The sequence below is a fragment of the Vibrio sp. TBV020 genome (genome assembly GCF_046056895.1).
Taxonomy (GTDB): domain Bacteria; phylum Pseudomonadota; class Gammaproteobacteria; order Enterobacterales; family Vibrionaceae; genus Vibrio.
This window is the reverse complement of sequence record NZ_JBEEAQ010000001.1, coordinates 26,384-48,662: the sequence shown is the minus strand read 5'-3', so window position 1 is coordinate 48,662 and position 22,279 is coordinate 26,384. Positions and strand designations below refer to the sequence as shown.

The window sequence follows — 22,279 nt, the reverse complement described above, 5'->3', positions numbered from 1 at the left end:
TTACTTCCTGTAAGGATTGTTTACCCCTTCATACTATAAAACATTTAACTAAAAGCCAAACATTCTGAAACAATCATACAGGTTCTGTTTTGTATCAATAAAGATTGCTATAATAACGAACTGCGTTCCATAACTATAATTGAGTTGAAATGTCTATTTCTGAACAGTATCTACTTAAGGCGCTTCGTGAAACGATGAAGCAGCAAGACCTCAATTTTACTCAGCTTTCTACTCGCTGTTGCGTACCAGTCAGTAGCTTAAAACGCCAGTTTCATAACCCGAGCTTGGGCATTGACAAGATCACTCTGTATGCGAGTTACTTAAACACAGATATCGTCGAGCTCGCCTTGCTTGCAAAGCGCTTTCAACATCAGGATGTTCAGAACATCTCGCCGGAAAATGAGCAAGTATTCAGTCAGCACCCTTATGTGTTTGATTTTGCGTACATGCTTATCTCATTGAAAATGTCTGTCGTAGATATACAGCAGCAGCATGACCTCAGTGATGAATCCATTACACTCTATTTACGTGCTCTGGAAATGATGGGCTATATAGAGGTTGTCGAACATCATGAGATCAAGAAGCTGCGTCATTCGCGCTTCTACATCAAAGAAGGTACCGCGCTAGATAAACTATTCGTGCAACGTTTTAAAGAACACCAAGAAGCATCTTGCCCTCGCCCAAACATGTATTTGTCACGTTACCGTTTAACAGCTCAGCAAATTGATCAAATTGAGACAAATCTCTATGATCAAATTAACACCCTACACACCCAAAACGTCCTAAGTAATTCTGCACCAGAGCGAAATATCATGATGTCTATTGCCAAAGGGAAAGTCATTAAACTGAGTGACGGGTTGCCCGAAATAGACGGCTCTTTGTTAAAAGAAATTTCTTCCCTATAAACGAAAAAAACCACCCATACAGGTGGTTTCGTTTATTTATACTCTCTTGCATACCATTGCAGTTCAACCCTCCGGTTTTGGTAATGTGTCATAGGCCTGTTTGGTATCAGATTGCTTTCTCCATACCCCTTCAATTCGACCTTAATATCACTTCCCTGCAAGGCATTCTTTAGAGCGGATTCAACCTCTAATGCCCGCTTGACTGACAAGACTTGATTGGTATCGCCTTGTCCCAGCGCATCAGCATAACCAGATATTTGGACAATACCTGTAAGCTCAAGACCTTCTATAGCATCGGCGAAACCTTCGACGACTGTTTTCTGTTGCTCGGTCAGTCGGTATTGGCCACTATCAAAGTATATGTTTGCAGTCGACACCTCGAATGGTGCACTATTCTTCTCAGTTTCTGTATAAGACTCTACAGAATTCGTACTGTACACGCTTTTCGATTCATTGCGCCACAAGTAGTTTAGCTCGATACCGATGTGCTGAGCATCCAAATCGTAGGCGGTAAAATTCAGTCGTGTGTTCACGTTTTTAGTTAGCATCCAATCAATTCCAGCGCCTACACTCAATTGCATTCCGTTAGTCTGAGTAACATATTGGTTGGTATCTGTATCGAGCCAATGAATTCCGGCCATAAGATAGGTTGATACTGCTTGGTCTATCTTTAAAAATCGATATCCAGCTTCGAGTCCATAGGTCTGATAGCCCACTTGTATTTCGCCTATTGCAGGATTAGCGTTAGCCAATTCAACACGTCCAAGTGACACATATGCCGCCTGAAGAAACCAATCTTTTCTGTCTAGACCCGCTTGTATTTTCCAAGCGAAGTCGGTTCTATTTTGCTGACTCCATGCGGTACTATTCTCATCGGGATTAAGTAGGCTAACGCCAATACCTCCGCCCAAATACGCACAATCAAGCCACACCTCACTTAGGGGCTGACACTTGGCATTCACTACAGACGACAGAAGTATTGAAGACGCTAAGGTACAGGTCACCAACAGTTTTGACCCAGTACGGAAAAACAGGGTTAGCAATACGAAGGCGATGCTGACAAATGTTAAAGAACCGCCATTTCCTTGCAATCCAGTCTCCACCTGTTGGCGTTTTTGCACGCGGTCATCTATTCCATCATGGTTGAAATCACCATCTTCATCTCGGTCTAAGATGCCATCGTTATCAGAATCAAGATCCAGATAATCTGGTGAACCATCTCCATCTGTATCAACGTTGCGTTCTTTACGATCAGGAACCGTATCGCCGTCGCTATCAGTGTCACGAAAGTCGTATATGCCATCACGATCAAAGTCTCGATGATGGTAAACATGGTCATCCACGCCATCGTTGTTGTCATCAATCCCTAAGGTAAACTCTGGGTCAAACGCATCATCAACGCCGTTCAAGTTCATGTCCAACCCCGATGCGGATACCGATAACTGCTCTTGGCTGTCACTGATTCCATCATTGTCACTATCGGTGTCTAAGTAGTCAGGAACCCCGTCTTCATCTGTATCTATTTGGCTATAAATGTCATCTATGCCGTCGTTGTCTTCGTCTGTTCCACCTAGCGCTTCAACATCCCAAACGTCATCTATCCCATCCATGTCTGTATCGACTTGCGATATTGCACGGCGGTTCATTTCAATCCGATCAGGAAGACCATCATTGTCACTATCACGGTCAAAATAATCTTGAATGCTGTCTCCATCTCGGTCTCCACCCTGTTCTTTGATGTCAGCGATACCATCGTTATCATCATCTTTATCAAGGTGGTTAGCGACGCCGTCTTGGTCATAATCTTCTCCATTCGATGATCCAAACTGATCAGGTACTAAATCATAAAGAGTAGATATGCCATCACCATCAGGATCGTCTCCTTGGCTGATATCCACGCGTCCATCATCGTTTAAATCAAGTGTACGCGTTGGTAATGCTTGAATATCCCACACACCATCATTGTTACTATCGAGGTCGATTGCATTCGGTATCGTGTCGCTATCAGTATCTAAGTTAATTGGTGCAAGGTAACCAGTGGTGTCAACAATTCCGTTTCCATCTAGATCAGGACTGTTCGTTTCGCTCACGTCTAAAATAGTATCGTTGTCACTATCAAGATCATGGAAATCAGAAACGCCATCATTGTCGTTATCAATAAGGGTTATGCCGTCATCCACATCATTGTTATCGTTATCAACACCGGAGAGTAAATCGCTATCAAACCGGTCATCAATGCCGTCTCCGTCGGTGTCTTGGCTCGTAGCCTGGAGCTCTAATCCATCACTCAAGCTGTCATTGTCACTATCTTGATCTCGAAAGTCCGGTCTGTTGTCTCCATCAGCGTCTGACGCTGGGAACAAAGCATCATTAAATCCGTTACTATCGACATCACGTCCACCAGCAATACTTACCTCATAACGGTCATCTAAGCCGTTAAGATTGAAATCTTCACCAAGTGAGTATTCCACTTCGTATAGATCATTAATTTGATTGGAGTTGATATCTTTGATTGTCAGTATTGCTTCAACAAAGTCAGGAACGTAATCACCATCACTGTCTCGATTTAGGAAGTCAGCAGGCGTGAGTGTATTGGTGTTAAGGGCATTTACGTGATCGTCAATGCCGTCGCGGTTGCTGTCTGAGCCGTGTGTAACGTCAACATCAAAGCGATCATCAATTCCATCGTTGTCGTAATCAAAACCTTCGATACCCGCTTCAAAGCCGTCAAGTAAGCCATCATTGTCACTGTCTATGTCTAAGAAATTTGCGAGTCCATCTCCATCGACATCTAAATGCCCTTCAATAATGTCTGGCACACCATCTAAATCACTATCCAGTGAAATATCTAGGTAGTCTGGAATTAAGTCGTTGTCACTGTCTCCAACCCCTTCGATTAAATCTGAAATACCATCGCCGTCTGAATCGGTATCTCGGTTGTTCGGAATATCATCACCATCACTATCAATGTTTCCTTCTACAACATCGGGAATATTGTCTCCATCATCGTCTGGATCTGTTATATCGGGGTCCAAATCTCCATCTAAATCAGCTAGAACTCCAATGTTAACCGTAGCTAGGTTAGAAACTGCTTTACCATCAAATACACTGAACTGAAATGAATCATGACCAATGAAATTGGGGTTAGGCGTATACATCATATTTGGTGCAGTTCCACTAAGAGTGCCAAATGCGGGCGACGTAGTGACAGTGTAACTCAACCTATCTCCATCACTATCCGATGCAGACAGCGTAATTGGATTAGATTGACTATCTTCTACGACTTGTTGATTACCATCATGAGCAATAGGTGCAACGTTATTGGCTATAACGTTAACAGTGATATTTTGCTGAGAGCTTTTTGGGAAAGAATCTGTAGCCGTTACGACAAGTTCGTAAGCACTATTTCCATCATGATCAGTCGGGTTAGAAAAATCAGGTGCCGATACGAAGCTTAACTGACCTGAAGCCGTCAAAGTAAACAACGCAGCATCAACGCCTGCCAAAAAATATGAATAGCCCGGAGCACCACCCGTCACATTAATTTGGCCAACCGATGTCGTACCTTCTACTAGTTCAATGGTACGTTCAAACCCTTCAACGAATTCAGGAGCGCCGGTTTCAAGAAGTTGCCCATTGATCCGTGCAGCAGCTTTATCCCCTATCGTGTAAGTATCGATATAGGCATTGTTGCCCAAACTATCGGAAGTAAAGTCACCCCAAGTATGACGATGAGGACCATTACCTTCAGACGACATCACACCATCTGGCAACGTGGAAGAACCACCTAAGAATGTCGCGTCATCCCAATAGACTCGTGTCCCTACGACTGAATGTTCATCAATTGCTTGTAAGATAGTCAGCCCGTTTTCAACGCCACCTCCACTTGTTTCGACATCAAACGCAACAAAATGGTATTCGCCAACACGAAGTTCAACTTCAATATTATATTGCCCTTGAGCAAGCTTGTTCCCTTGGTTATCTGTACCATTCCACTCAACAATCACTTCAGCGTTCGCCGTCGTTTCACCTAAGATGTACATATCACTTTCAGCGAATCGACCATCGCGATTCGTATCAATTTTAACGGCGTATGTGCCCGTGATATTAGGTGTAAATATTATTCGCCCTGTTTCGCCCAAGTTAGGGTAAAAACCAATCTTTCCATCAGTACCTACAAACTTTGGTTCTGAGCCTGTAATAAATGATGGTGCCTCTGTGGGTGGGGAGCCTATGTCTGCGGCCGCTGGGTAACTTAAAAATACCGGAAATTCAGGGATAGGAACGCCGGGCCCCGGATAACTTCGACTCAACCCGGAGTCAGGTGCAGGTAAACCCACGCTATTAGCCATGATGCTATAGGTATGTCCTGAGAACTCATTAAGATCTAACACCCACACGTAATTGGTGTTATCAAACCCACCCGGTGCAACAGCGTACAACCTCGTAGTTGTTGCCTGATCTTGCGTATCACCTTCCGTTACGAACGACCAAGTATAAGAGAATAGATTTCCAGTACTCAATGTAGCATCAACCGGGTCAAGGTTTGCGCTAGTAACGGAAACATCCCACCGCTCGAATATACGTTCATCATCTGCATCAACGAAGCGCACAACATAGACCCCGTCAGTTGATACGGTGTATTGCAATGCTGTTGGAGGGAGAACTCCTGTCATATCAGAAGTACATGATACCGTTGGTACAGGAGAGGATAATGCGCTTAGTAGATTCCATTGAGCATACATCCCACCAGTAACGTACGTATCATAAATTTCTACGTCTACTGGTGATTTTTCAGCATCACATGCGTTTATTTGAATTGTTTCTCCCGCTCGGGCATGTACATACAACACGGTATTTTCGTGGAGAGGCTGACCTACTCCACCAAGCGAAATACCAAGCTGATAACTTCCTTCAGCCTGAGCATAGTTAGGCAGAAGAAGCCCGACATATACTGCTAGAATCCATTTTATAGCACTCATAATGTTCACTCTGAGGGTATTAATAATTAACGTTATAAATACCATTAACAACATGTCGTGCTGAGAAATTCACTCCAACGAATCAATTTTTGATACTCAAAGTTTCACCATATGGCTACAGGTAAATAAATACAGAGTGCTTCAGCTTTATAAGCTTGCAACTTGTTACGAAAAACACCTCATCGCCATCATAAAAACCGTGCTTTCAGTTTGACTTACACGTGTACGCTGATATTCTAGCGCACAATTGTTAGCTGAAAGGAAATCACCATGTCTGGCTCTAGTAAACCACCCCTGATTTGGTTAAACATCTTTATCTTTTTATCATCATTCATCGTTGCTGCTGTGCTTGTCCCTTGGTACGGCATCAGTATCGGCTACGGCCTTGAGCACCTTGTCTGGTTCCTTGTGGCGTTCTCATTTTGTAACCTCTCCATCACCGCGGGTTACCATCGACTTTGGTCACACAAAACTTATGAAGCGCACTGGTCACTACGCCTAATCTTCGCTTTGGGTGGTGCATTTGCACTTCAAAACAGCGCTCTACATTGGAGCTCTGATCATCGTATTCACCACAAACATGTAGACAACAATGACAAAGACCCATATTCAGCGAAGCGCGGATTTTGGTTCTCTCATATTGGTTGGATGCTGCGCGAATACAACGCAAACACATACACGGATTATTCGAACTGCCGTGATCTTCAGAAAGATAAGATCGTAATGTGGCAACACAAGTATTATGTGCCACTAGCCATTGCGACTAACTTCGGTATTCCTATCCTTCTAGGTGCAATTTACGGTGATATGATTGGAATGCTGCTTGTAGTTGGCGTTTTACGCTTAGTACTTAGCCATCACTCCACATTCTTCATTAACTCACTTGCGCATATTTGGGGTTCTCAACCGTATACAGATAAAAACACGGCACGTGATAACGGTGTGTTAGCGGTATTCACATTCGGTGAAGGCTACCATAACTACCACCACATCTTTGAGAATGACTACCGCAATGGAATCTACTGGTGGCAATACGATCCAACCAAGTGGTTAATTAAATCTTGTTCGTGGTTAGGTCTGACTAAAAAACTTCGAGTAACGCCGCACTTAAAGATTGAGAAAGCTCGTGCAAAACAAGCTTTAGTTAACGCTTCAAAAAATGTAAGTAAGCTTCCAAATGCTCAGTTACTTAACGAAGCATTAAACAAAGAATTCGAAGCTCTCGTGGGCAAAATGTCTGATTATTACGACATCAAAAAACAGATTATTGAAGCCAAGAAAGCAAACTTGGCGGAAAAGTATGAACGCTCAATATTGAAGGTGCGGTATCAACAATTAAAGCAAGACTTAGCTGTACAGCGTAAAAGCTGGGAAACAATGGTTGCTCAATACGCCTAACCAGTATGGTTGATATATAAAGGCCCTCAATTTGAGGGCCTTTTTTATTTTGAAGATTAGTGTTCTTCAATCAACCATTCAACATGCATGTAAACTCGATACAATCAATACTAGAACCGTTCAGCTTTGCGTAATTTTCGACAATGCGAACCTTAGTAAATCCATTCGATGTCAGGACTTTTTGGGAGGCTATATTACTCACCTCTGCATAGGCGAACACTCGATGAATTCCCTTCCCTTGCAATACGCTTAATCCACAAGATAACGCGGTTTTCGCCAGCCCTTTTGATGTAAATGCTTTCCCAACTCTATACCCTACATGGGCGGTCCCTTTAGTTCGGTTAACGTTGGTAAAATTGATTCGCCCGGCAATAGACCCCGTCGCCGTCTTTATCACAAGAGGCAATAATTGCTCACATTTGTGCTCTAAGAGAAACTCTTGAATATGGGCACGAACACCCTCGATGGAGTAGAAACTGTTGTCACGTGGTGGGATAAATTGTTCAAACCAGAGTTTATTCTCTAGCTCAAATTGAAGAAGTTGCTCAGCCTCAGACAGACTGAGCAACTCGAGTTTGATATCAGCGAAATCCTTTTTACTGAACACTTCATTTCCCTATCGTTTTTTGCCACGATTAGCATGAATTTTAAGTTTGGCTTTCATCTTCCGTTTGTCTGAATTTCGACCTCTTCGCTTTGGAGAACGATCAAATTCAATCTCTTCTATCAAACTTGGCTCAAAGCCTTCTAGCCATTCTTGAGGTAACTTACTATCTAGTAGGCGCTCTATCGCTTCTAGTAAGTACTCTTCATCGCGGCTCATAAGAGAAACAGCAAACCCTTCTTTACCTGCGCGACCCGTACGGCCAATTCGGTGCACGTAATCTTCTGCTTTGTATGGCATATCAAAGTTTACAACTTGCTCTAGCTGTTGAATATCTAGGCCGCGGGCTGCTACGTCTGTCGCAATAAGTGCTCTCACTTGGCCTGATTTGAAATCATCTAATGCTTTTTGGCGCGCTCCTTGGCTTTTATCGCCATTAATAGAAGCGGCCTTAATGCCATCGAGTTTCAGCTCTTTTGCTAATGCATCACTACCTTGCTTAGTTTTAGTAAACACTAGAACCTGTTGCCAGTTTCTAGAGCCAATTAAGTAAGCAAGCAATTCAGCTTTGCGCTTTTTATCAACGGGGTACACCATCTGCTTAACAGTTTCAGCGGTACTGTTCGAGGGTGTAACTTGAACTTCGGCAGGCTCATTCAACATATTATAAGCAATTGTTTTGATGCGCTTATCAAAGGTCGCCGAGAAAAACATTGTCTGGCGCTCTTCACTACAGCGTTTCAAGATTCGCTTGATATCAGGCATAAAGCCCATATCAAGCATGCGGTCCGCTTCATCGAGTACCAAATACTGAGTTTTCTTTAGATTGATATTTTTGCAGAATAAATGATCGAGCAATCGCCCTGGAGTGGCAATCAAAATGTCACAACCCTGGTCAAGATTTCGCGTTTGCACGTTCATGCTTGTACCGCCGTATGCTGTAACGACTTTGATCTCGGTGTCTTGTGCATATAGCATCATGTTATCAAACACCTGTTGCGCCAGTTCACGAGTTGGCACAAGAACCAAAGCTAAGACATCATTGCTTTGAATATCTCGCTGCGTTTGTGATTCTAGTAAACGGTGAATGATAGGCAAACCAAAAGCCGCAGTTTTTCCTGTGCCCGTTTGTGCTCCAGCGAGTACGTCTTGTCCTTCTAACACATGCGGAATCGCGTGCTTTTGAACTTCTGTAGGCTGTTTAAAATCTAGCTTTTCAAGTGTCGCTAAAAGCGTTGAGCATAGACCAAGGGATTGAAAATCTGTCGACATGAGAATTACCTATAATTGCAAGGCCGACGATTCTATCAGAATCTTTTACTTGCGGTTAGTATCTCAGGATAGAAGCAGGTAAATACTTCATTCAAATCGCGATAGTTTTTCTCTAAGTAAGGAAAACACTCCGCTAATACACCCATTGTTGGGCGACGCTGCGACATTCGCTTAAGTGCAAATTCAATGTTCTCTAGTTGCTGATAGGACTCTAACCACCCACCATTCCACATAGCGTTAGAGGTACGTATAAAGGAATCTGGCAACGTTTGATTTGCCTGAGTTCGTATTTCGTTTTGTGCAAGATGGCAAAAATGCGATAGTTCTACCGAGTGAAACTCGCCCCAACGCTTTGCCAAGCTGTGATCCCAAAACATATCGAGAGCTATGCCAGAAAAACGTCTGACACCTTGAGGAAAAAGCGATTTTGACTCTAAAACCAACGGGTGACTATCTGTAAACGAGTCGACAAAACGATGAAGCCGAACGCCTTGAGAAATATATGCAGGATACTGACTTTCAGGGTTACCTCTTACAAAATCGCCTAGTAAATTTCCAAGCAAGCTTGACTGACAATGATCGGCAATGTGTAGATGGGCGAGATAGTTCAAAACTTAACCTAGTCGTTTCTGTTTGTCATATCCTATCTATTATAAAGCACAAAGCCAGCGCATATGCACTGGCTCATTCTGTTTACCACTAAACCGTGGTGTTTGTAGTCGAAGAATATTATTTAAAGATCTCTTCTGCGAGTTCTTCAATTGACTGCTCGTAATCTGAAAGCTCAAAGCCAATTTCCATCGCGTCGAGTAACTCGAGGCATTCTTCGTTTACTGTTTGGTCACTCATGCTGACCTCCTTACTAAACGTTAATTCAAGACCGCTTAGGTCTTAGCCTTAATATGCGGTACTTGTGCTCCTTTTTAAACCACTTATATGACAGTTTTTTGAAAGGAGAAAGTAAAAACTCATCGTGATTTGAATCACCTCTCAAGTAAACGTTTACGTAAGACAATAGCCCTCATCTGTAAACAAACAATTACACCAATGGTAAAATATGCGTACATTTAGCTTGAATTTATACACTCCATGCTAAATAATGCCTGCATACGTAGTGATTTCATCCATAAATGGCTCACAAACCAAATGAAATCACCTAATAACAACAATTATCGTAAAGAAATTTGTACAATGAATAAATCAAAGTTATTGGGTAGTACTTTGATCATTGCTGGTACCACTATTGGTGCAGGCATGCTAGCGCTACCACTCGCTTCAGCCGGTATTGGGTTCACAACATCACTGATCATTATGGTTGCACTGTGGGCTTTAATGGCTTACACCGCTTTATTGATGGTCGAAATTCACCAACATGCCGATCAAGACGCAACACTGCATACACTTGCTAGTAAGTTTTTAGGCACTAAAGGTAAGTGGGTAGCTAGCTTCGCTATGATGTTTCTGTTTTACGCCCTATGTGCAGCGTATATTGCCGGCGGTGGTTCGCAGTTTGCGGATCGAATCTCTGGTTTTACCGGTATTGAAGTGTCAAATACGACGTCTACCCTATTATTTACACTAATCGTCGCAGCTGTGGTCACTGTAGGCACATCAACTGTAGATAAAATAAACCGAGTCCTATTTTTAGTTAAAATCGTTGCGATGGCTTTGGTACTAACCTTTTTGGCGCCCAACGTGACTGAGTCTTACCTACTAAGTATGCCGGTTGAGCAAGGACTGGTTATTGCAGCAATTCCCGCCATCTTCACTTCATTCGGATTTCATGGAAGTATTCCGGCGATCGTAAATTACCTAGATGGTCACACGCCGTCGTTACGTAAAGCGATTTTAATCGGCTCTGCTATTCCTTTAGTTATTTACGTATTCTGGCAGTTAGTAACTCTAGGCGTCGTCAATCAAGCAACATTATTGGATAACCAAGGCCTTAGCGCTCTTATTTCAACGCTTGCAACCACCGTCCATAAATCGAACCTCGGCCAAACTATCGGGGTATTTGCTGACCTTGCTCTACTTACTTCTTTCTTGGGCGTGAGCTTAGGTTTGTTTGAGTTCTTGGGTGATAGCCTTAAGAAACAAGGCACAAGTCATTTACGTGTCATGGTTGGTTTGATCACGTTTGTACCACCAATGGGTTTTGCACTGTTCTACCCTCAAGGCTTTATAATGGCACTCGGTTACGCTGCTATTGCATTGGTAGTGCTGGCAATTTTCCTTCCGATTCTGATGGTAAAACAAGCTCGTATGCAGGCCCAAAGTGACCATTACCAAGTACTTGGTGGCAATTTGGGTTTAATGGCTAGTAGCCTGGTTGGTCTAGTAATTGTTGCCGCGCAATTGCTAATTACGATGGGTGTACTGCCTGCGTTAGGCTAACATGTCCCTTCAGTGAATATTTCGGCGCCTTTTGGCGCCGTTTTTGGTCCTTTCTTGGCTAACAAACATAAATTTTTTATGTGACCTGCAATTTTTCTATCGATACCGCGTTCTTATTATTTAACAAAGACAAACAATCGATGAGGTTGATATGAAAACGAAGTTTAAGTTTGCCTTCACCGCTATCGCTGCAGTAGCTGCACTTGCCTCTTTTGTTGGTAACGCAGATAGCAACATGACTAAACCTACGGCTTCAAATGGATATGAAGTTGCAACACTTGCTGGTGGTTGCTTCTGGTGTACGGAATCAGATTTAGAAAAGTTTCATGGTGTGCTTGACGTAGTATCGGGTTACTCAGGTGGTAATGTTGAAAATCCAACCTATAAGCAAGTGTCATCTGGCAAAACTGGTCATATAGAAGTGATCGAAGTGAAATACGACCCGAAGGCTGTTAGTTATGAACAGGTCCTTGATCAGTTCTTCCGCCATATCGACCCAACGGACGATCAAGGTTCTTTCGTTGACCGTGGCCGTCACTACCGCCCTGCTATTTTCTACCATACGGATGAGCAGAAGCAGATTGCTGAAAACTTTATTGCTGAGATTGATGACCTAGGCATTTACAAGAAGCCATTGAAAACGGAACTGATTAAATTCGATAAGTTCTGGGTTGCAGAAGGTTACCATCAGGATTACTACAAACGTAATAAAGTTCGCTATAACTATTACCGCTATGCCTCAGGCCGTGACCAATACTTAGATGAGATATTTGGTGATGATCGTGAAGAAAACCCTGTCACTCTTCGCCAGCTAATTGATGAGAAAAAAGCGCTTTCAAATATCAAGGCTTACGATAAACCGTCTGATAAGCAGATCAAAGCTAAATTAACCGACCTTCAATACTATGTAACTCAGGAAGAAGGTACTGAACGCGCGTTTAACAATGAATATTGGGATAATAAAGAAGAAGGTATTTACGTTGATATCGTAACTGGTGAGCCTTTGTTTTCTTCAACCGATAAGTACAAGTCTGGTACAGGTTGGCCAAGTTTCACTAAGCCAATTAATGAAGGTTACATTGTCACCAAAACTGATTACCATCTACTTTACCCACGTACCGAAGTTAGAAGCCGATTTGCCGATTCTCACCTAGGGCACGTATTTAAAGATGGCCCAGCGCCAACTGGCCTACGCTACTGTATGAACTCAGCTGCGATGCGATTTATCCCTGTTGAAGAGCTAGAAAAACAAGGCTATGGCGAGTATCTATACCTATTCGACAGTTGATCCATCCAAATGTCGATAAAAAGAAAGGGCAACCTCATAATGAGGTTGCCCTTATTCTATTATCCGAAAGCGTTAGGCTGCTTTACTAGCTAGTTACCCTATTCCCAATCAAGAATAACTTTACCAGACATACCAGAGCGCATCATATCGAAGCCCGCTTGGAAGTCGTCCACTTTGTAGTGGTGCGTGATGATTGGTGTTAGATCTAGGCCCGATTGAATCAATGAAGCCATCTTGTACCACGTTTCGAACATTTCACGGCCGTAGATGCCTTTGATAACCAAGCCTTTGAAGATTACCTGGTTCCAATCTACTGCCATGTCTGATGGTGGAATACCGAGTAGAGAGATCTTACCGCCATGGTTCATGTTGGTCAGCATGCTATTGAACGCTGATGGTACACCTGACATTTCTAGACCTACATCGAAGCCTTCAGTCATGCCTAGCTCAGACATTACGTCTTCTAGCTTCTCTTCCATAACGTTTACTGCACGTGTAACGCCCATCTTCTTAGCTAGATCTAGGCGGTATTCGTTCACGTCTGTGATCACTACGTGGCGTGCACCAACGTGTTTAGCAACAGCAGCTGCCATGATACCGATAGGACCAGCACCTGTGATAAGTACGTCTTCACCTACTAGGTCGAAAGATAGTGCTGTGTGTACAGCGTTACCGAACGGGTCAAAGATTGATGCTAGATCGTCAGAGATCTCCGCTGGAATCTTAAATGCGTTGAATGCTGGAATTACTAGGTACTCAGAGAACGCACCAGTGCGGTTTACGCCAACACCTGTTGTGTTGCGACAAAGGTGAGTACGTCCGCCACGACAGTTACGACAGTGACCACAAGTGATGTGACCTTCGCCAGATACGCGATCGCCAATCTCAAAGCCGCGAACTTCTTGGCCCATGCCAACAACTTCACCTACGTACTCGTGACCTACAACCATAGGTACTGGAATTGTCTTTTGTGACCATTCGTCCCAGTTGTAGATGTGTACGTCTGTACCACAGATAGCGGTTTTCTTGATCTTGATAAGAAGATCGTTATGGCCAACTTCAGGTTTCTCAACCTCAGTCATCCAGATGCCTTCTTCAGGCTTTAGCTTTGAAAGTGCTTTGATTTTCATAATGTTACCTAGTTCATCTCGCCCCACTTAATTAGGGCGAGAATCAAAAATACGTTTTATCTAATGTCGATGAGATCGAGAATTAGATGATGCCCATGTCTTTACCAACTGCGATGAACGCGTCGATTGCACGGTCTAGCTGCTCACGAGAGTGCGCTGCTGACATCTGAGTACGAATACGCGCTTGGCCCTTTGGTACTACTGGGAATGAGAAGCCTACAACGTAGATGCCTTTCTCAAGAGCACGCTCAGCAAATTCTGCTGCTACTTTTGCATCACCAAGCATGATTGGGATGATAGCGTGGTCAGCACCACCCATTGTGAAGCCTGCGTCTTCCATACGAGCGCGAAAGTGTGCTGCGTTTTCCCATAGACGGTCACGAAGCTCACCACTCTCTTTTAGAAGATCAAGAACACGGATAGACGCGTTAACGATCGCTGGAGCAACTGAGTTAGAGAATAGGTATGGACGAGAACGCTGACGTAGCCAATCGATCACTTCTTTCTTACCAGACGTGTAACCGCCTGAAGCGCCGCCCATTGCTTTACCTAGCGTACCAGTGATGATGTCGATACGGTCTACAACGTTGTGGAACTCGTGCGTACCCGCGCCAGTTTTACCCATAAAACCAACAGCGTGCGAGTCATCAACCATTGTCAGTGCGCCGTACTTATCTGCTAGGTCACAGATCGCTGGAAGGTTTGCAACCACACCGTCCATTGAGAACACACCGTCAGTTACGATAAGAATATGGCGAGCGCCTGCTTCTTTTGCTGCGATAAGTTGCTGCTCTAGCTCTTCCATGTTGTTATTTGCGTAACGGAAGCGCATCGCTTTACAAAGACGAACACCATCAATGATTGAAGCGTGGTTTAGCGCATCAGAGATGATCGCATCTTCTTTGCCTAGAATAGTTTCGAATAGACCTGCGTTTGCATCGAAACAAGACGTGTAAAGAATAGTGTCTTCTTTACCTAGAAATGTTGAAAGCTTGTCTTCTAGCTCTTTATGGATATCTTGAGTACCACAAATGAAGCGCACAGACGCCATACCAAAACCGTGTTGGTCCATACCTGCTTTACCCGCTTCAATAAGTTCAGGGTGATTCGCTAGACCAAGGTAATTGTTTGCACAGAAGTTTAATACTTCTTCGCCTGTAGAGATCTTAACAGCCGCTTGCTGCTGAGAAGTGATTACGCGCTCTGACTTGTAAAGACCTTCAGACTTTACTTCTTCAATTTGCTGCTGGATCTGATTGTAGAATGCAGAAGACATTTCAAATTCCTTCCTAGTTATTATTTGGCAAATACGATTACTTGCTTACTGATTTCAGACCTGTGCTTAAACACATCTCTGACATCCAAAATTTGATACCTTAAGTGTAATTCAAGCACGTCATTTCCATTATCCCACCAGCTGGAAAAACATTAATGAACCCGAGGCACAAATAAGGACATTTAATGACCTAAGTCACATCGAGTGACTAAATCCGTTAATATCATTGTGAAATATTTCTTCGCTAAACGATATGGAGGGATATTCGAGGTATCAGCACAATGCTCAACCTTTTTGAGTTTGAGTAGAAGACGTTATGTTCCTTTCCGATGAGATTATCAAGAATGCAATCGACAATGGTTGGTACACCTGCCATTACCAGCCAAAAGTTGAACCTAGCTTTGAAAAAGTAACTGGAGTCGAGGCGCTTTTTCGCTTAGATATTCCTGGTGAGGGTATTGTCGCCCCTGCTCTATTTATCGAAAGGGCTATTCAGATCGGCTATGAAGAACAGATTTTCTTCATTGTTTTGGAGCGTTCTCTACAAGAGATACAAGGATTGAGACGTCCGCTAAATCTCGCGATCAACATTACTCATAATGTCATTGTTAATGGTAGCAACCTATCGCGAATCAAGTTACTTCTAGAACAGTACTCATTCCCAGCTAAGCGTTTAATCTTGGAGTTGAGTGAGAGCGACGAGCTGTCTCTCAAACTGTCTCAGCATATAGATCAATATAAAGCTGTGGGTGTGCAAATCTCGATTGATGACTTTGGCTCAGGATACTCAAACATCAATAAGGTGATGAGCCTTCCTATCGACGAACTCAAATTCGACAAATCACTGATTGATGCTACCAACAAGCGTGCCTCATTACTTATCAAAAGTATTGTTAAGTACTGTAAAGAAATGGGTATTAAAACCGTAGCTGAAGGCGTAGAAGATGCAGAAACTCGCATTTTCGTTAGAAACCTAGGTTTTGACTCTTACCAAGGTTTTTATTATTCAAGACCGGTTAGCGTTCAAGAACTGCAAGCAGCGTCGCTATGAAGAACCAATTAAATCAATTACGCGTGCTTATCATTGATGACAGCACGCTATTTATTCAAAGCATTCGCGGTTTACTAACAAAGCTGAAGTTTGACGAGCGTAACATTCAACACGCCTACGATACCAAATTAGCCACTTGGTATTTAAAGGATCGTATCGAAAGCGCCTTAAGATTCGACATCATAATTTGTTCTTACTCGTTTAAAAACAAACCCAATGCGAAACATTTTTTCAATCATATCGAGAATGCCGGTACTAGAGGTAATCTCACAGCATTAATAGTGACTGACAATTCACTAGACAGGCAAACGATCAGAAACATTGATCAGTTCATGCCTGACGGTTTTATCGCTAAGCCATTCAATAAAAACTATTTTTTTACTCAGTTTAGTCAAATATTCAATAGAGCGATCGCACTTAAGCCTTTGCGCAGCGCGTATTATCAATGTGATTATGGATTGGTACTAAAGCTCGCTGATGATTACTCTCTGCGCTACCCGCAGTTTCATCATGCGATACAACGCATCAAATCGATGGCACTTGCCAAGCTGAAACGCTATGAAGAGGCAATTGTGATTTGTCAGGCCGAATTGAATAAGAATAGCGAATGGGCAGTCGTTAATTTGGTTGAATACTTAAGTTTGGTAGGTTCGGGCCAAAAGGTTGGTGATCTGATCTCTGAATACCCCGATGCTCTAACCCATCAAAAAGTCTCAACCATAATGACTGAGATGGATATCTCTATTGATCGCATTGATGAACTCGCAGCAAAATACAATAAAAAAGATGACGACCACGAACAGAAGATCAAAGGGTGCCTGCTACCTCTGCTTCAGTTCAACTATCATCAGACGATACAACTGCTTTCTGGTTTTGTGAGAAGTAACAAAAATAACCCTCTACTAGATTCGAGATGCGTGGTTTTGTTACAAGGGCTACTCTCTATTGACGATGCAGTAAATAAAGCAAGGTATTTCGACGAGTCTACTGAAGATATAGAGTCCACAACCCCTACTAAGCAGCAAGCGACTTATGAAAAGATTCTTTACCTTGTTAACAAGCATCATTTAAAGCAGTTATTTAAAACACAGCAGCGATTAGAAAAAATTAGAAAGGAAGTATGGGAGTCACAAGATAACTTTTTGTTGCTGTTATATGTAACCCTATGCTTTCAATTTGGGCTAGACGAAAAGGTCATTGAAACCGGTAAAGTACTCAATCGCGTTCTAAACAACGATAGCTTCGCTATTATTATTAGAAAAATCACCTTGAATTTCGTCAATAAGAGCGAAGCCAAACTCAAGCAAGATCTGCCTGGCTCACAGCTCGATTTGGCCAGTCTCGTTGTAAAAACGAAAGAAGTTCCTCTGAGTCGAGTTCATCATGAAAGCGTCATAGATAAAGCGGTTGCGGCGCTAACAGGCAAAGAGGTTGAACGTGTTAATTTAGTCTACAAGTGTGTCGCAATTAGTATCGTCTATTTGAAAGAGTTGTACACGCATTTAAAAGACTACGTTAGCCTTGAAAAATTGAAATCAAATTATCGCCAAATTCGTCTTACATTAAGGTGAAATCGACGCTCTTTTTCTTCAACTTCAAATCGTAATAGCGGATGTACTTAAAATAGATATCATGACGAGTCTGTATAGTCTGAGAGAAAGGATTCTCCACAACTTCACGTATGCTCGAACGGAAGAACATCAAACCCGCCTGGTTACAACACGGCTCAAGATACAAATCATATAAAAACTGCCCCATTGCTGGATCCATGACAGGAAACGTACATTGTATGTCACCGAGCAGATTGCTTAAGTAATCGAATATTTCTCTTCTCAGCGTAACGCTTAACGCACCAATACTAAGCAACAAGTAAGTCTCGCGTTCATATATTGTATGCCCGATCATCAAGCCTTCAGACATGAAACATAAAACTTCTACCTTACTGGTGTCGACATTTAAAAACTTGAGCGCATCTAAGAAACCTTTGCCATATAACTTGGCGTGCAGTTTATCGATAGATTTAAGCTTTTTTTCAGGTAATTCAGAAAGATCAAAACGTTTAACTTCCGTTATCTCATAATCGTAAGCTAAGTCACTATTGATCGGGTGGTCCATCAATTTGGTCGCGGCTTTTACTTGGGTCATTTCCTCGACAGAGAAGTCGTAATCGACCTTAAAGTAGTTTGCGATACCCAAACGTCTCACAAAACTTGGAACCGTTTTTCCCCGTTCCCACTGGCTAAGCATCACTTGATTCGTTCCTTTAAACGCTCTGTGTGAACATGAAAGGATATCCGCTAGCTCCTCCTGTGACATCTCACTTTGCTCTCTTAATCGTTTCAGTTCTTGAGCAAATTTTTCTTTATTCATCGGCGACTTACCTGGATTTTTTTATAATTGTAGAACATAACTCATATGCAATGAGGGCGATAAGTCTAGTCATGTGAAGTTTTGGCTCAACTACATATATCGTTTTCAAATTTAAACTTTTAAGTGATATAAATGACCATATGAGCACGCAGCTCTTTTCGCTTTAAACTAAGGGTTTCTGTCTAAAGCTAGAGTAAGTAACGAGAAAAGAAACACACCCAAGGCTGCAAACATGATATTTTCAAGCATTGACCACAGATCAAGTAGAACGTTGGCTTGTTGCATAGTTTATCTCCGTTCTTGATTCGACTCATTCAAGATACAGTACACCACAACCATAAAATGAGATCTTTATCCCAACATAACATTATTAACAAATATTTCACATAATATCAGACCATGAAAAACACTAAGCTCATTGCTCTACTACCCGACCTCGCTAGCTTCATTCTTATTGTCGATGAAGGTAGCTTCACTGCAGCAGCCAAGCAATTGCATGTAACACCTTCCGCATTGAGTAAGCTGGTAACTCGGCTTGAATCCTCTCTGTCAGTAAAGCTATTCGAAAGAACTACGCGTAAATTGATCATTACTCGCGCCGGGCAACAGGTATACGATCAAGCTATGGTGATGCTAAACGCCGCCAAACAAGCCGTTGAACTCTCTACCTCGGCACACGAAGAGATGTCTGGCGCACTGACAGTTGCTGCCCCTGAAGCATTCTTGAACTCTGTACTACAGCCTCATGTCGTCCCCTTTTTGCAAAAGTACCCTGACATTCAACTCAAGTTGCGTGTCGCCGACGGAGAGATCGACCTGATCCGTGATGGCATCGACGTCGCATTTAAATTAACCGACAAACCAGACGAGAACCTTGTATTAAAAGAAGTGAGTAAGACTAATCTCGTTCTGTGCGCCAGCCCTGATTATATTGCTCAGAGAGGAATGCCATCGCACCCGAATGAACTCGAGCAACACGATTGTTTGTACTTGGCTGAAAATGATAAAGACCACATTTGGGATTTCTTTAAAGACGATGAGTATCATACTGTACCCGTGTCCGGTCGTTATGCAGTCAACCATTCCCAAATGCGTTTGACTGGTGTAAAAAATGCACTGGGCATCGGAATATTCCACGACTTTGTTATCGCAGATGCAATCACTCAAAAACAAGTTGTTGCGGTATTACCAGATTGGACAATCAAGAGTAATTACCACGGTGCAATTGCTATGCAGTACCCGCAAACAAAGTACATGCCAGCAAGACTGCGTGGCTTCATTGACTACATTTCCGAACAGCTTCGTAGCCAATAACATTCAAAAGCAAAAAAGCCCAGAGCATTCACTCTGGGCTTTATATTTTGACGTTAGGTTGTCGATTAAAGCAGGATAAAGATACCCGCTAGACACGCACTCATTAGGTTAGCTAACGTACCTGCTAAGACAGCTTTGATACCTAGATTTGCCACTTCAGAGCGACGTTCCGGAGCAATCACACCGATAGAGCCAAGTTGAATAGCAATCGAGCCAATGTTTGCGAAACCACACAATGCGAAAGTAATGATTACTTGAGAGTGTTCCGATAGCATCGCCTTATGTTCAACAAAGTCAATAAATGCCACAAATTCGTTCATTACAACCTTTTGACCAATGTACGAACCAGCCATTAATACTTCATTAGAAGGAACGCCTATTACCCAAGCCAAAGGTGAGAAAAGGTAGCCAAACAACGCTTGCAGTGTAATACCGCTAAAGCCCGCTACTTCACCTAAGCTCTCAAGGCCCGTGTTTACCATTGCGATAACACTCACAAACGCAATTAACATAGTACCAACTGCAACTGCGACCTTCATACCGTTCATCGCACCACTTGCAAGGGCATCAATAACGTTACTCTCTTGAGCTTGATCCATTTCAATGTCTGATTGATCGACGGGTGTGCCACGCTCAGGAACGATGATTTTAGCCATCATCAAACTACCCGGCGCTGCCATGAAACTTGCAGCGATAAGATACTTCAGTTCAACACCAAGTCCTGCGTAACCACCAAGCACACTACCCGCTACTGAGGCCATACCACCAGCCATTACAGCGAACAGTTCAGAGCGAGTCATTCGAGAAAGGAAGGGACGAACAAGAAGTGGAGACTCACCTTGAGAAAGGAAAATATTGCCGGTAGCAACAAGTGACTCTGCTTTACTGGTACCAAGGAATTTCTGAATTCCGCCACCGATGAATTCGATGACTTTCTGCATAATGCCTAGATAGTAAAGCGCTGAGATAAGAGCACTAAAGAAAATGATGATAGGAAGAACGCGAACCGCAAAAATGAAACCAGTACTAGCTAAGTCACCAAATAGGAACTTGATGCCTTCGTCGGCAAAACCCAACAGGCTAGAAACACCACCGCTTAATGATGTCAACGCCGCTTGTCCCAAAGGAAAATAAAGCACTAACGCTGCAAAACCTACTTGAAGCATCAGCGCACGTGAGACCGTTTTCCAGTTAATTGATTTGCGACTTTCTGACAGTAGTACTGCGCATAAAAGCAACGTAGCTACACCGATTAAGCCAAATAACACATTCATTTTGAATTACCTCTACAAGCATTGAATAAATAGCTGGTCCTGTCCCTGGGGTCATTCACCATTCCGTGTGACGGCTTGTATTGGTAGAGCGATTACTCTCAACCGGGCGGAAAGTATAGCGCCACAAATGAGAGATTCATCACATATTTTCACGCAAACGTTCAAGCGTTCACGTTTCAAACGATATGCCTAAATCTACAACGCTTAATTAACGGTTCAACGTGTACTTAAGCCAGTAAAAACTCTGAATCGACATCACATTTTTCATTTCTTGCGTGAATAAATTGACTAATTTATTAGCAAACCCGTCAATAGGCTCTAGTTTTATAGAATAAGATTTTTGGCAAAATTTAGTTCACTAGCAACGTCAAGGCTAACCTAGCAAGCACAACAATAAACTTTCCCCGTCCTTGTACGGGGACTTTTTTATCTCGATGTAAAACTTATCAACTAGTAATCTGCTGTCGAGTCGTTAGAATACCTGCCCTACTTACCATTTCAGAGAAAGCCAATGCAACGCGATTACACCTATCAATCTCTTTCAATTATGTCTCGAGATGAGTTAGAAGAGCTAAGTCTTCGTATGGTTCATCGACTTGTCCCTGAAGACTCTATGACTGAACTGTTCACGTTCGAACAAAGCGAAACTGAAAACGAAGAAAAGCTACAAGAAGCTCAATTTGATGCGATGCTACGAATGAATGCGATTGCTCTAAGCGAACTACCTGCGTTATTTAGTGAGTCAGAAAATAAAGAACAAAACATAGTTCGCATGCAACGTTTGCTACTTTGGCACTTCTACACAGTTTCTTTCCACCTGGAACGCGCAATTCCGTTAGAAACTCATTGTAATCATGTAGAGGTAATTCTAAAGCAAAGCCCACAGAATGCGCTTGAATGGGTAACAACTTTAACCGACCTACTGCGTCAATATGCGCAAATCGCTCAGTCTTAAAGATTCTCAAGGCCAATCATATTGCGATTGGCCTTTTGACTTTCATCGTCTAGTTAAATAAAACCA

At 42.7% G+C, this 22,279-nt stretch carries 16 protein-coding genes; 8 read left to right on the top strand and 8 right to left on the bottom strand.

Features of this window, described 5'->3' with window-relative positions; translation table 11 throughout:
• The first annotated feature begins 149 nt into the window (after positions 1–149).
• Positions 150–905 carry a transcriptional regulator gene (locus tag AAFX28_RS00200; RefSeq protein ID WP_408684556.1) on the top strand — a complete coding sequence of 252 codons (756 nt, stop codon included), beginning with the start codon at positions 150–152 and terminating at the stop codon, positions 903–905.
• 32 nt (positions 906–937) lie between these two features.
• Here the strand turns inward: AAFX28_RS00200 and AAFX28_RS00195 are convergent, their stop codons facing one another.
• The gene (locus AAFX28_RS00195) at positions 938–5,887 is read right to left on the bottom strand and encodes an Ig-like domain-containing protein (RefSeq protein ID WP_408684554.1); all 4,950 of its coding nucleotides are present in this window, start codon (positions 5,885–5,887) and stop codon (positions 938–940) included.
• Between the two features lie 270 nt (positions 5,888–6,157).
• Here AAFX28_RS00195 and AAFX28_RS00190 point away from each other — a divergent pair, with 270 nt between their 5' ends.
• Positions 6,158–7,285: an acyl-CoA desaturase gene (locus AAFX28_RS00190; protein ID WP_408684553.1), complete on the top strand. Its 1,128-nt coding sequence runs from the start codon at positions 6,158–6,160 to the stop codon at positions 7,283–7,285.
• Positions 7,286–7,355: 70 nt separating this feature from the next.
• Here the strand turns inward: AAFX28_RS00190 and AAFX28_RS00185 are convergent, their stop codons facing one another.
• The 3 genes from AAFX28_RS00185 to AAFX28_RS00175 are packed head-to-tail and all read right to left on the bottom strand — an operon-like array spanning position 7,356 to position 9,772.
• The gene (locus AAFX28_RS00185; RefSeq protein WP_408684552.1) at positions 7,356–7,892 is read right to left on the bottom strand and encodes a GNAT family N-acetyltransferase; all 537 of its coding nucleotides are present in this window, start codon (positions 7,890–7,892) and stop codon (positions 7,356–7,358) included.
• 9 nt (positions 7,893–7,901) lie between these two features.
• Complete coding sequence (locus AAFX28_RS00180) at positions 7,902–9,161, bottom strand: DEAD/DEAH box helicase (RefSeq protein WP_408684550.1); 1,260 nt, start codon at positions 9,159–9,161, stop codon at positions 7,902–7,904.
• Positions 9,162–9,196: 35 nt separating this feature from the next.
• The gene (locus AAFX28_RS00175) at positions 9,197–9,772 is read right to left on the bottom strand and encodes an ACP phosphodiesterase (RefSeq protein WP_408684548.1); all 576 of its coding nucleotides are present in this window, start codon (positions 9,770–9,772) and stop codon (positions 9,197–9,199) included.
• 580 nt (positions 9,773–10,352) lie between these two features.
• Here AAFX28_RS00175 and AAFX28_RS00170 point away from each other — a divergent pair.
• Both AAFX28_RS00170 and msrB read left to right on the top strand, forming a co-directional pair.
• Positions 10,353–11,555: an aromatic amino acid transport family protein gene (locus AAFX28_RS00170; RefSeq protein ID WP_408684546.1), complete on the top strand. Its 1,203-nt coding sequence runs from the start codon at positions 10,353–10,355 to the stop codon at positions 11,553–11,555.
• Positions 11,556–11,706: 151 nt separating this feature from the next.
• Positions 11,707–12,843 carry a peptide-methionine (R)-S-oxide reductase MsrB gene (msrB, locus tag AAFX28_RS00165; RefSeq protein ID WP_408684544.1) on the top strand — a complete coding sequence of 379 codons (1,137 nt, stop codon included), beginning with the start codon at positions 11,707–11,709 and terminating at the stop codon, positions 12,841–12,843.
• Between the two features lie 98 nt (positions 12,844–12,941).
• Here the strand turns inward: msrB and tdh are convergent, their stop codons facing one another.
• Together tdh and AAFX28_RS00155 are read right to left on the bottom strand one after the other, a co-directional pair.
• A complete protein-coding gene (gene tdh, locus AAFX28_RS00160; protein ID WP_004411885.1) occupies positions 12,942–13,973 on the bottom strand; it encodes an L-threonine 3-dehydrogenase in 1,032 nt (343 codons plus the stop codon).
• Between the two features lie 82 nt (positions 13,974–14,055).
• Positions 14,056–15,249 carry a glycine C-acetyltransferase gene (locus AAFX28_RS00155; protein WP_408684542.1) on the bottom strand — a complete coding sequence of 398 codons (1,194 nt, stop codon included), beginning with the start codon at positions 15,247–15,249 and terminating at the stop codon, positions 14,056–14,058.
• A gap of 316 nt (positions 15,250–15,565) precedes the next feature.
• Between AAFX28_RS00155 and AAFX28_RS00150 the strand changes: the two genes are divergently transcribed.
• Both AAFX28_RS00150 and AAFX28_RS00145 read left to right on the top strand, forming a co-directional pair.
• The gene (locus tag AAFX28_RS00150; RefSeq protein ID WP_408684540.1) at positions 15,566–16,300 is read left to right on the top strand and encodes an EAL domain-containing protein; all 735 of its coding nucleotides are present in this window, start codon (positions 15,566–15,568) and stop codon (positions 16,298–16,300) included.
• Positions 16,297–17,871, top strand: coding sequence for a hypothetical protein (locus AAFX28_RS00145; RefSeq protein WP_408684538.1), 1,575 nt, complete (start codon positions 16,297–16,299; stop codon positions 17,869–17,871). The genes AAFX28_RS00150 and AAFX28_RS00145 overlap by 4 nt, the downstream gene beginning before the upstream one ends.
• Here the strand turns inward: AAFX28_RS00145 and AAFX28_RS00140 are convergent.
• The gene (locus AAFX28_RS00140) at positions 17,858–18,670 is read right to left on the bottom strand and encodes a helix-turn-helix domain-containing protein (protein WP_408684537.1); all 813 of its coding nucleotides are present in this window, start codon (positions 18,668–18,670) and stop codon (positions 17,858–17,860) included. The two genes, AAFX28_RS00145 and AAFX28_RS00140, sit on opposite strands and share 14 nt — an antisense overlap.
• A gap of 399 nt (positions 18,671–19,069) precedes the next feature.
• On the opposite strand from AAFX28_RS00140, the gene AAFX28_RS00135 reads away from it, so the two are divergent.
• Complete coding sequence (locus AAFX28_RS00135) at positions 19,070–19,984, top strand: LysR family transcriptional regulator (protein ID WP_408684535.1); 915 nt, start codon at positions 19,070–19,072, stop codon at positions 19,982–19,984.
• 65 nt (positions 19,985–20,049) lie between these two features.
• On the opposite strand, the gene AAFX28_RS00130 is transcribed toward AAFX28_RS00135, so the two are convergent.
• The gene (locus AAFX28_RS00130) at positions 20,050–21,258 is read right to left on the bottom strand and encodes a NupC/NupG family nucleoside CNT transporter (RefSeq protein ID WP_408684534.1); all 1,209 of its coding nucleotides are present in this window, start codon (positions 21,256–21,258) and stop codon (positions 20,050–20,052) included.
• 511 nt (positions 21,259–21,769) lie between these two features.
• Here AAFX28_RS00130 and AAFX28_RS00125 point away from each other — a divergent pair.
• Complete coding sequence (locus AAFX28_RS00125) at positions 21,770–22,213, top strand: exoribonuclease R (protein WP_408684533.1); 444 nt, start codon at positions 21,770–21,772, stop codon at positions 22,211–22,213.
• Positions 22,214–22,279 lie beyond the last annotated feature (66 nt).

What these genes read in the sequence shown, in the direction of transcription:
- AAFX28_RS00140 (WP_408684537.1), bottom strand. Translation starts at nt 18,670, where the DNA reads ATGAATAAAGAAAAATTTGCTCAAGAACTGAAACGATTAAGAGAGCAA.
- AAFX28_RS00195 (WP_408684554.1), bottom strand. Translation starts at nt 5,887, where the DNA reads ATGAGTGCTATAAAATGGATTCTAGCAGTATATGTCGGGCTTCTTCTG.
- AAFX28_RS00125 (WP_408684533.1), top strand. Translation starts at nt 21,770, where the DNA reads ATGCAACGCGATTACACCTATCAATCTCTTTCAATTATGTCTCGAGAT.
- AAFX28_RS00150 (WP_408684540.1), top strand. Translation starts at nt 15,566, where the DNA reads ATGTTCCTTTCCGATGAGATTATCAAGAATGCAATCGACAATGGTTGG.
- AAFX28_RS00170 (WP_408684546.1), top strand. Translation starts at nt 10,353, where the DNA reads ATGAATAAATCAAAGTTATTGGGTAGTACTTTGATCATTGCTGGTACC.
- AAFX28_RS00145 (WP_408684538.1), top strand. Translation starts at nt 16,297, where the DNA reads ATGAAGAACCAATTAAATCAATTACGCGTGCTTATCATTGATGACAGC.
- AAFX28_RS00190 (WP_408684553.1), top strand. Translation starts at nt 6,158, where the DNA reads ATGTCTGGCTCTAGTAAACCACCCCTGATTTGGTTAAACATCTTTATC.
- tdh (WP_004411885.1), bottom strand. Translation starts at nt 13,973, where the DNA reads ATGAAAATCAAAGCACTTTCAAAGCTAAAGCCTGAAGAAGGCATCTGG.
- AAFX28_RS00135 (WP_408684535.1), top strand. Translation starts at nt 19,070, where the DNA reads ATGAAAAACACTAAGCTCATTGCTCTACTACCCGACCTCGCTAGCTTC.
- msrB (WP_408684544.1), top strand. Translation starts at nt 11,707, where the DNA reads ATGAAAACGAAGTTTAAGTTTGCCTTCACCGCTATCGCTGCAGTAGCT.
- AAFX28_RS00200 (WP_408684556.1), top strand. Translation starts at nt 150, where the DNA reads ATGTCTATTTCTGAACAGTATCTACTTAAGGCGCTTCGTGAAACGATG.
- AAFX28_RS00130 (WP_408684534.1), bottom strand. Translation starts at nt 21,258, where the DNA reads ATGAATGTGTTATTTGGCTTAATCGGTGTAGCTACGTTGCTTTTATGC.
- AAFX28_RS00155 (WP_408684542.1), bottom strand. Translation starts at nt 15,249, where the DNA reads ATGTCTTCTGCATTCTACAATCAGATCCAGCAGCAAATTGAAGAAGTA.
- AAFX28_RS00180 (WP_408684550.1), bottom strand. Translation starts at nt 9,161, where the DNA reads ATGTCGACAGATTTTCAATCCCTTGGTCTATGCTCAACGCTTTTAGCG.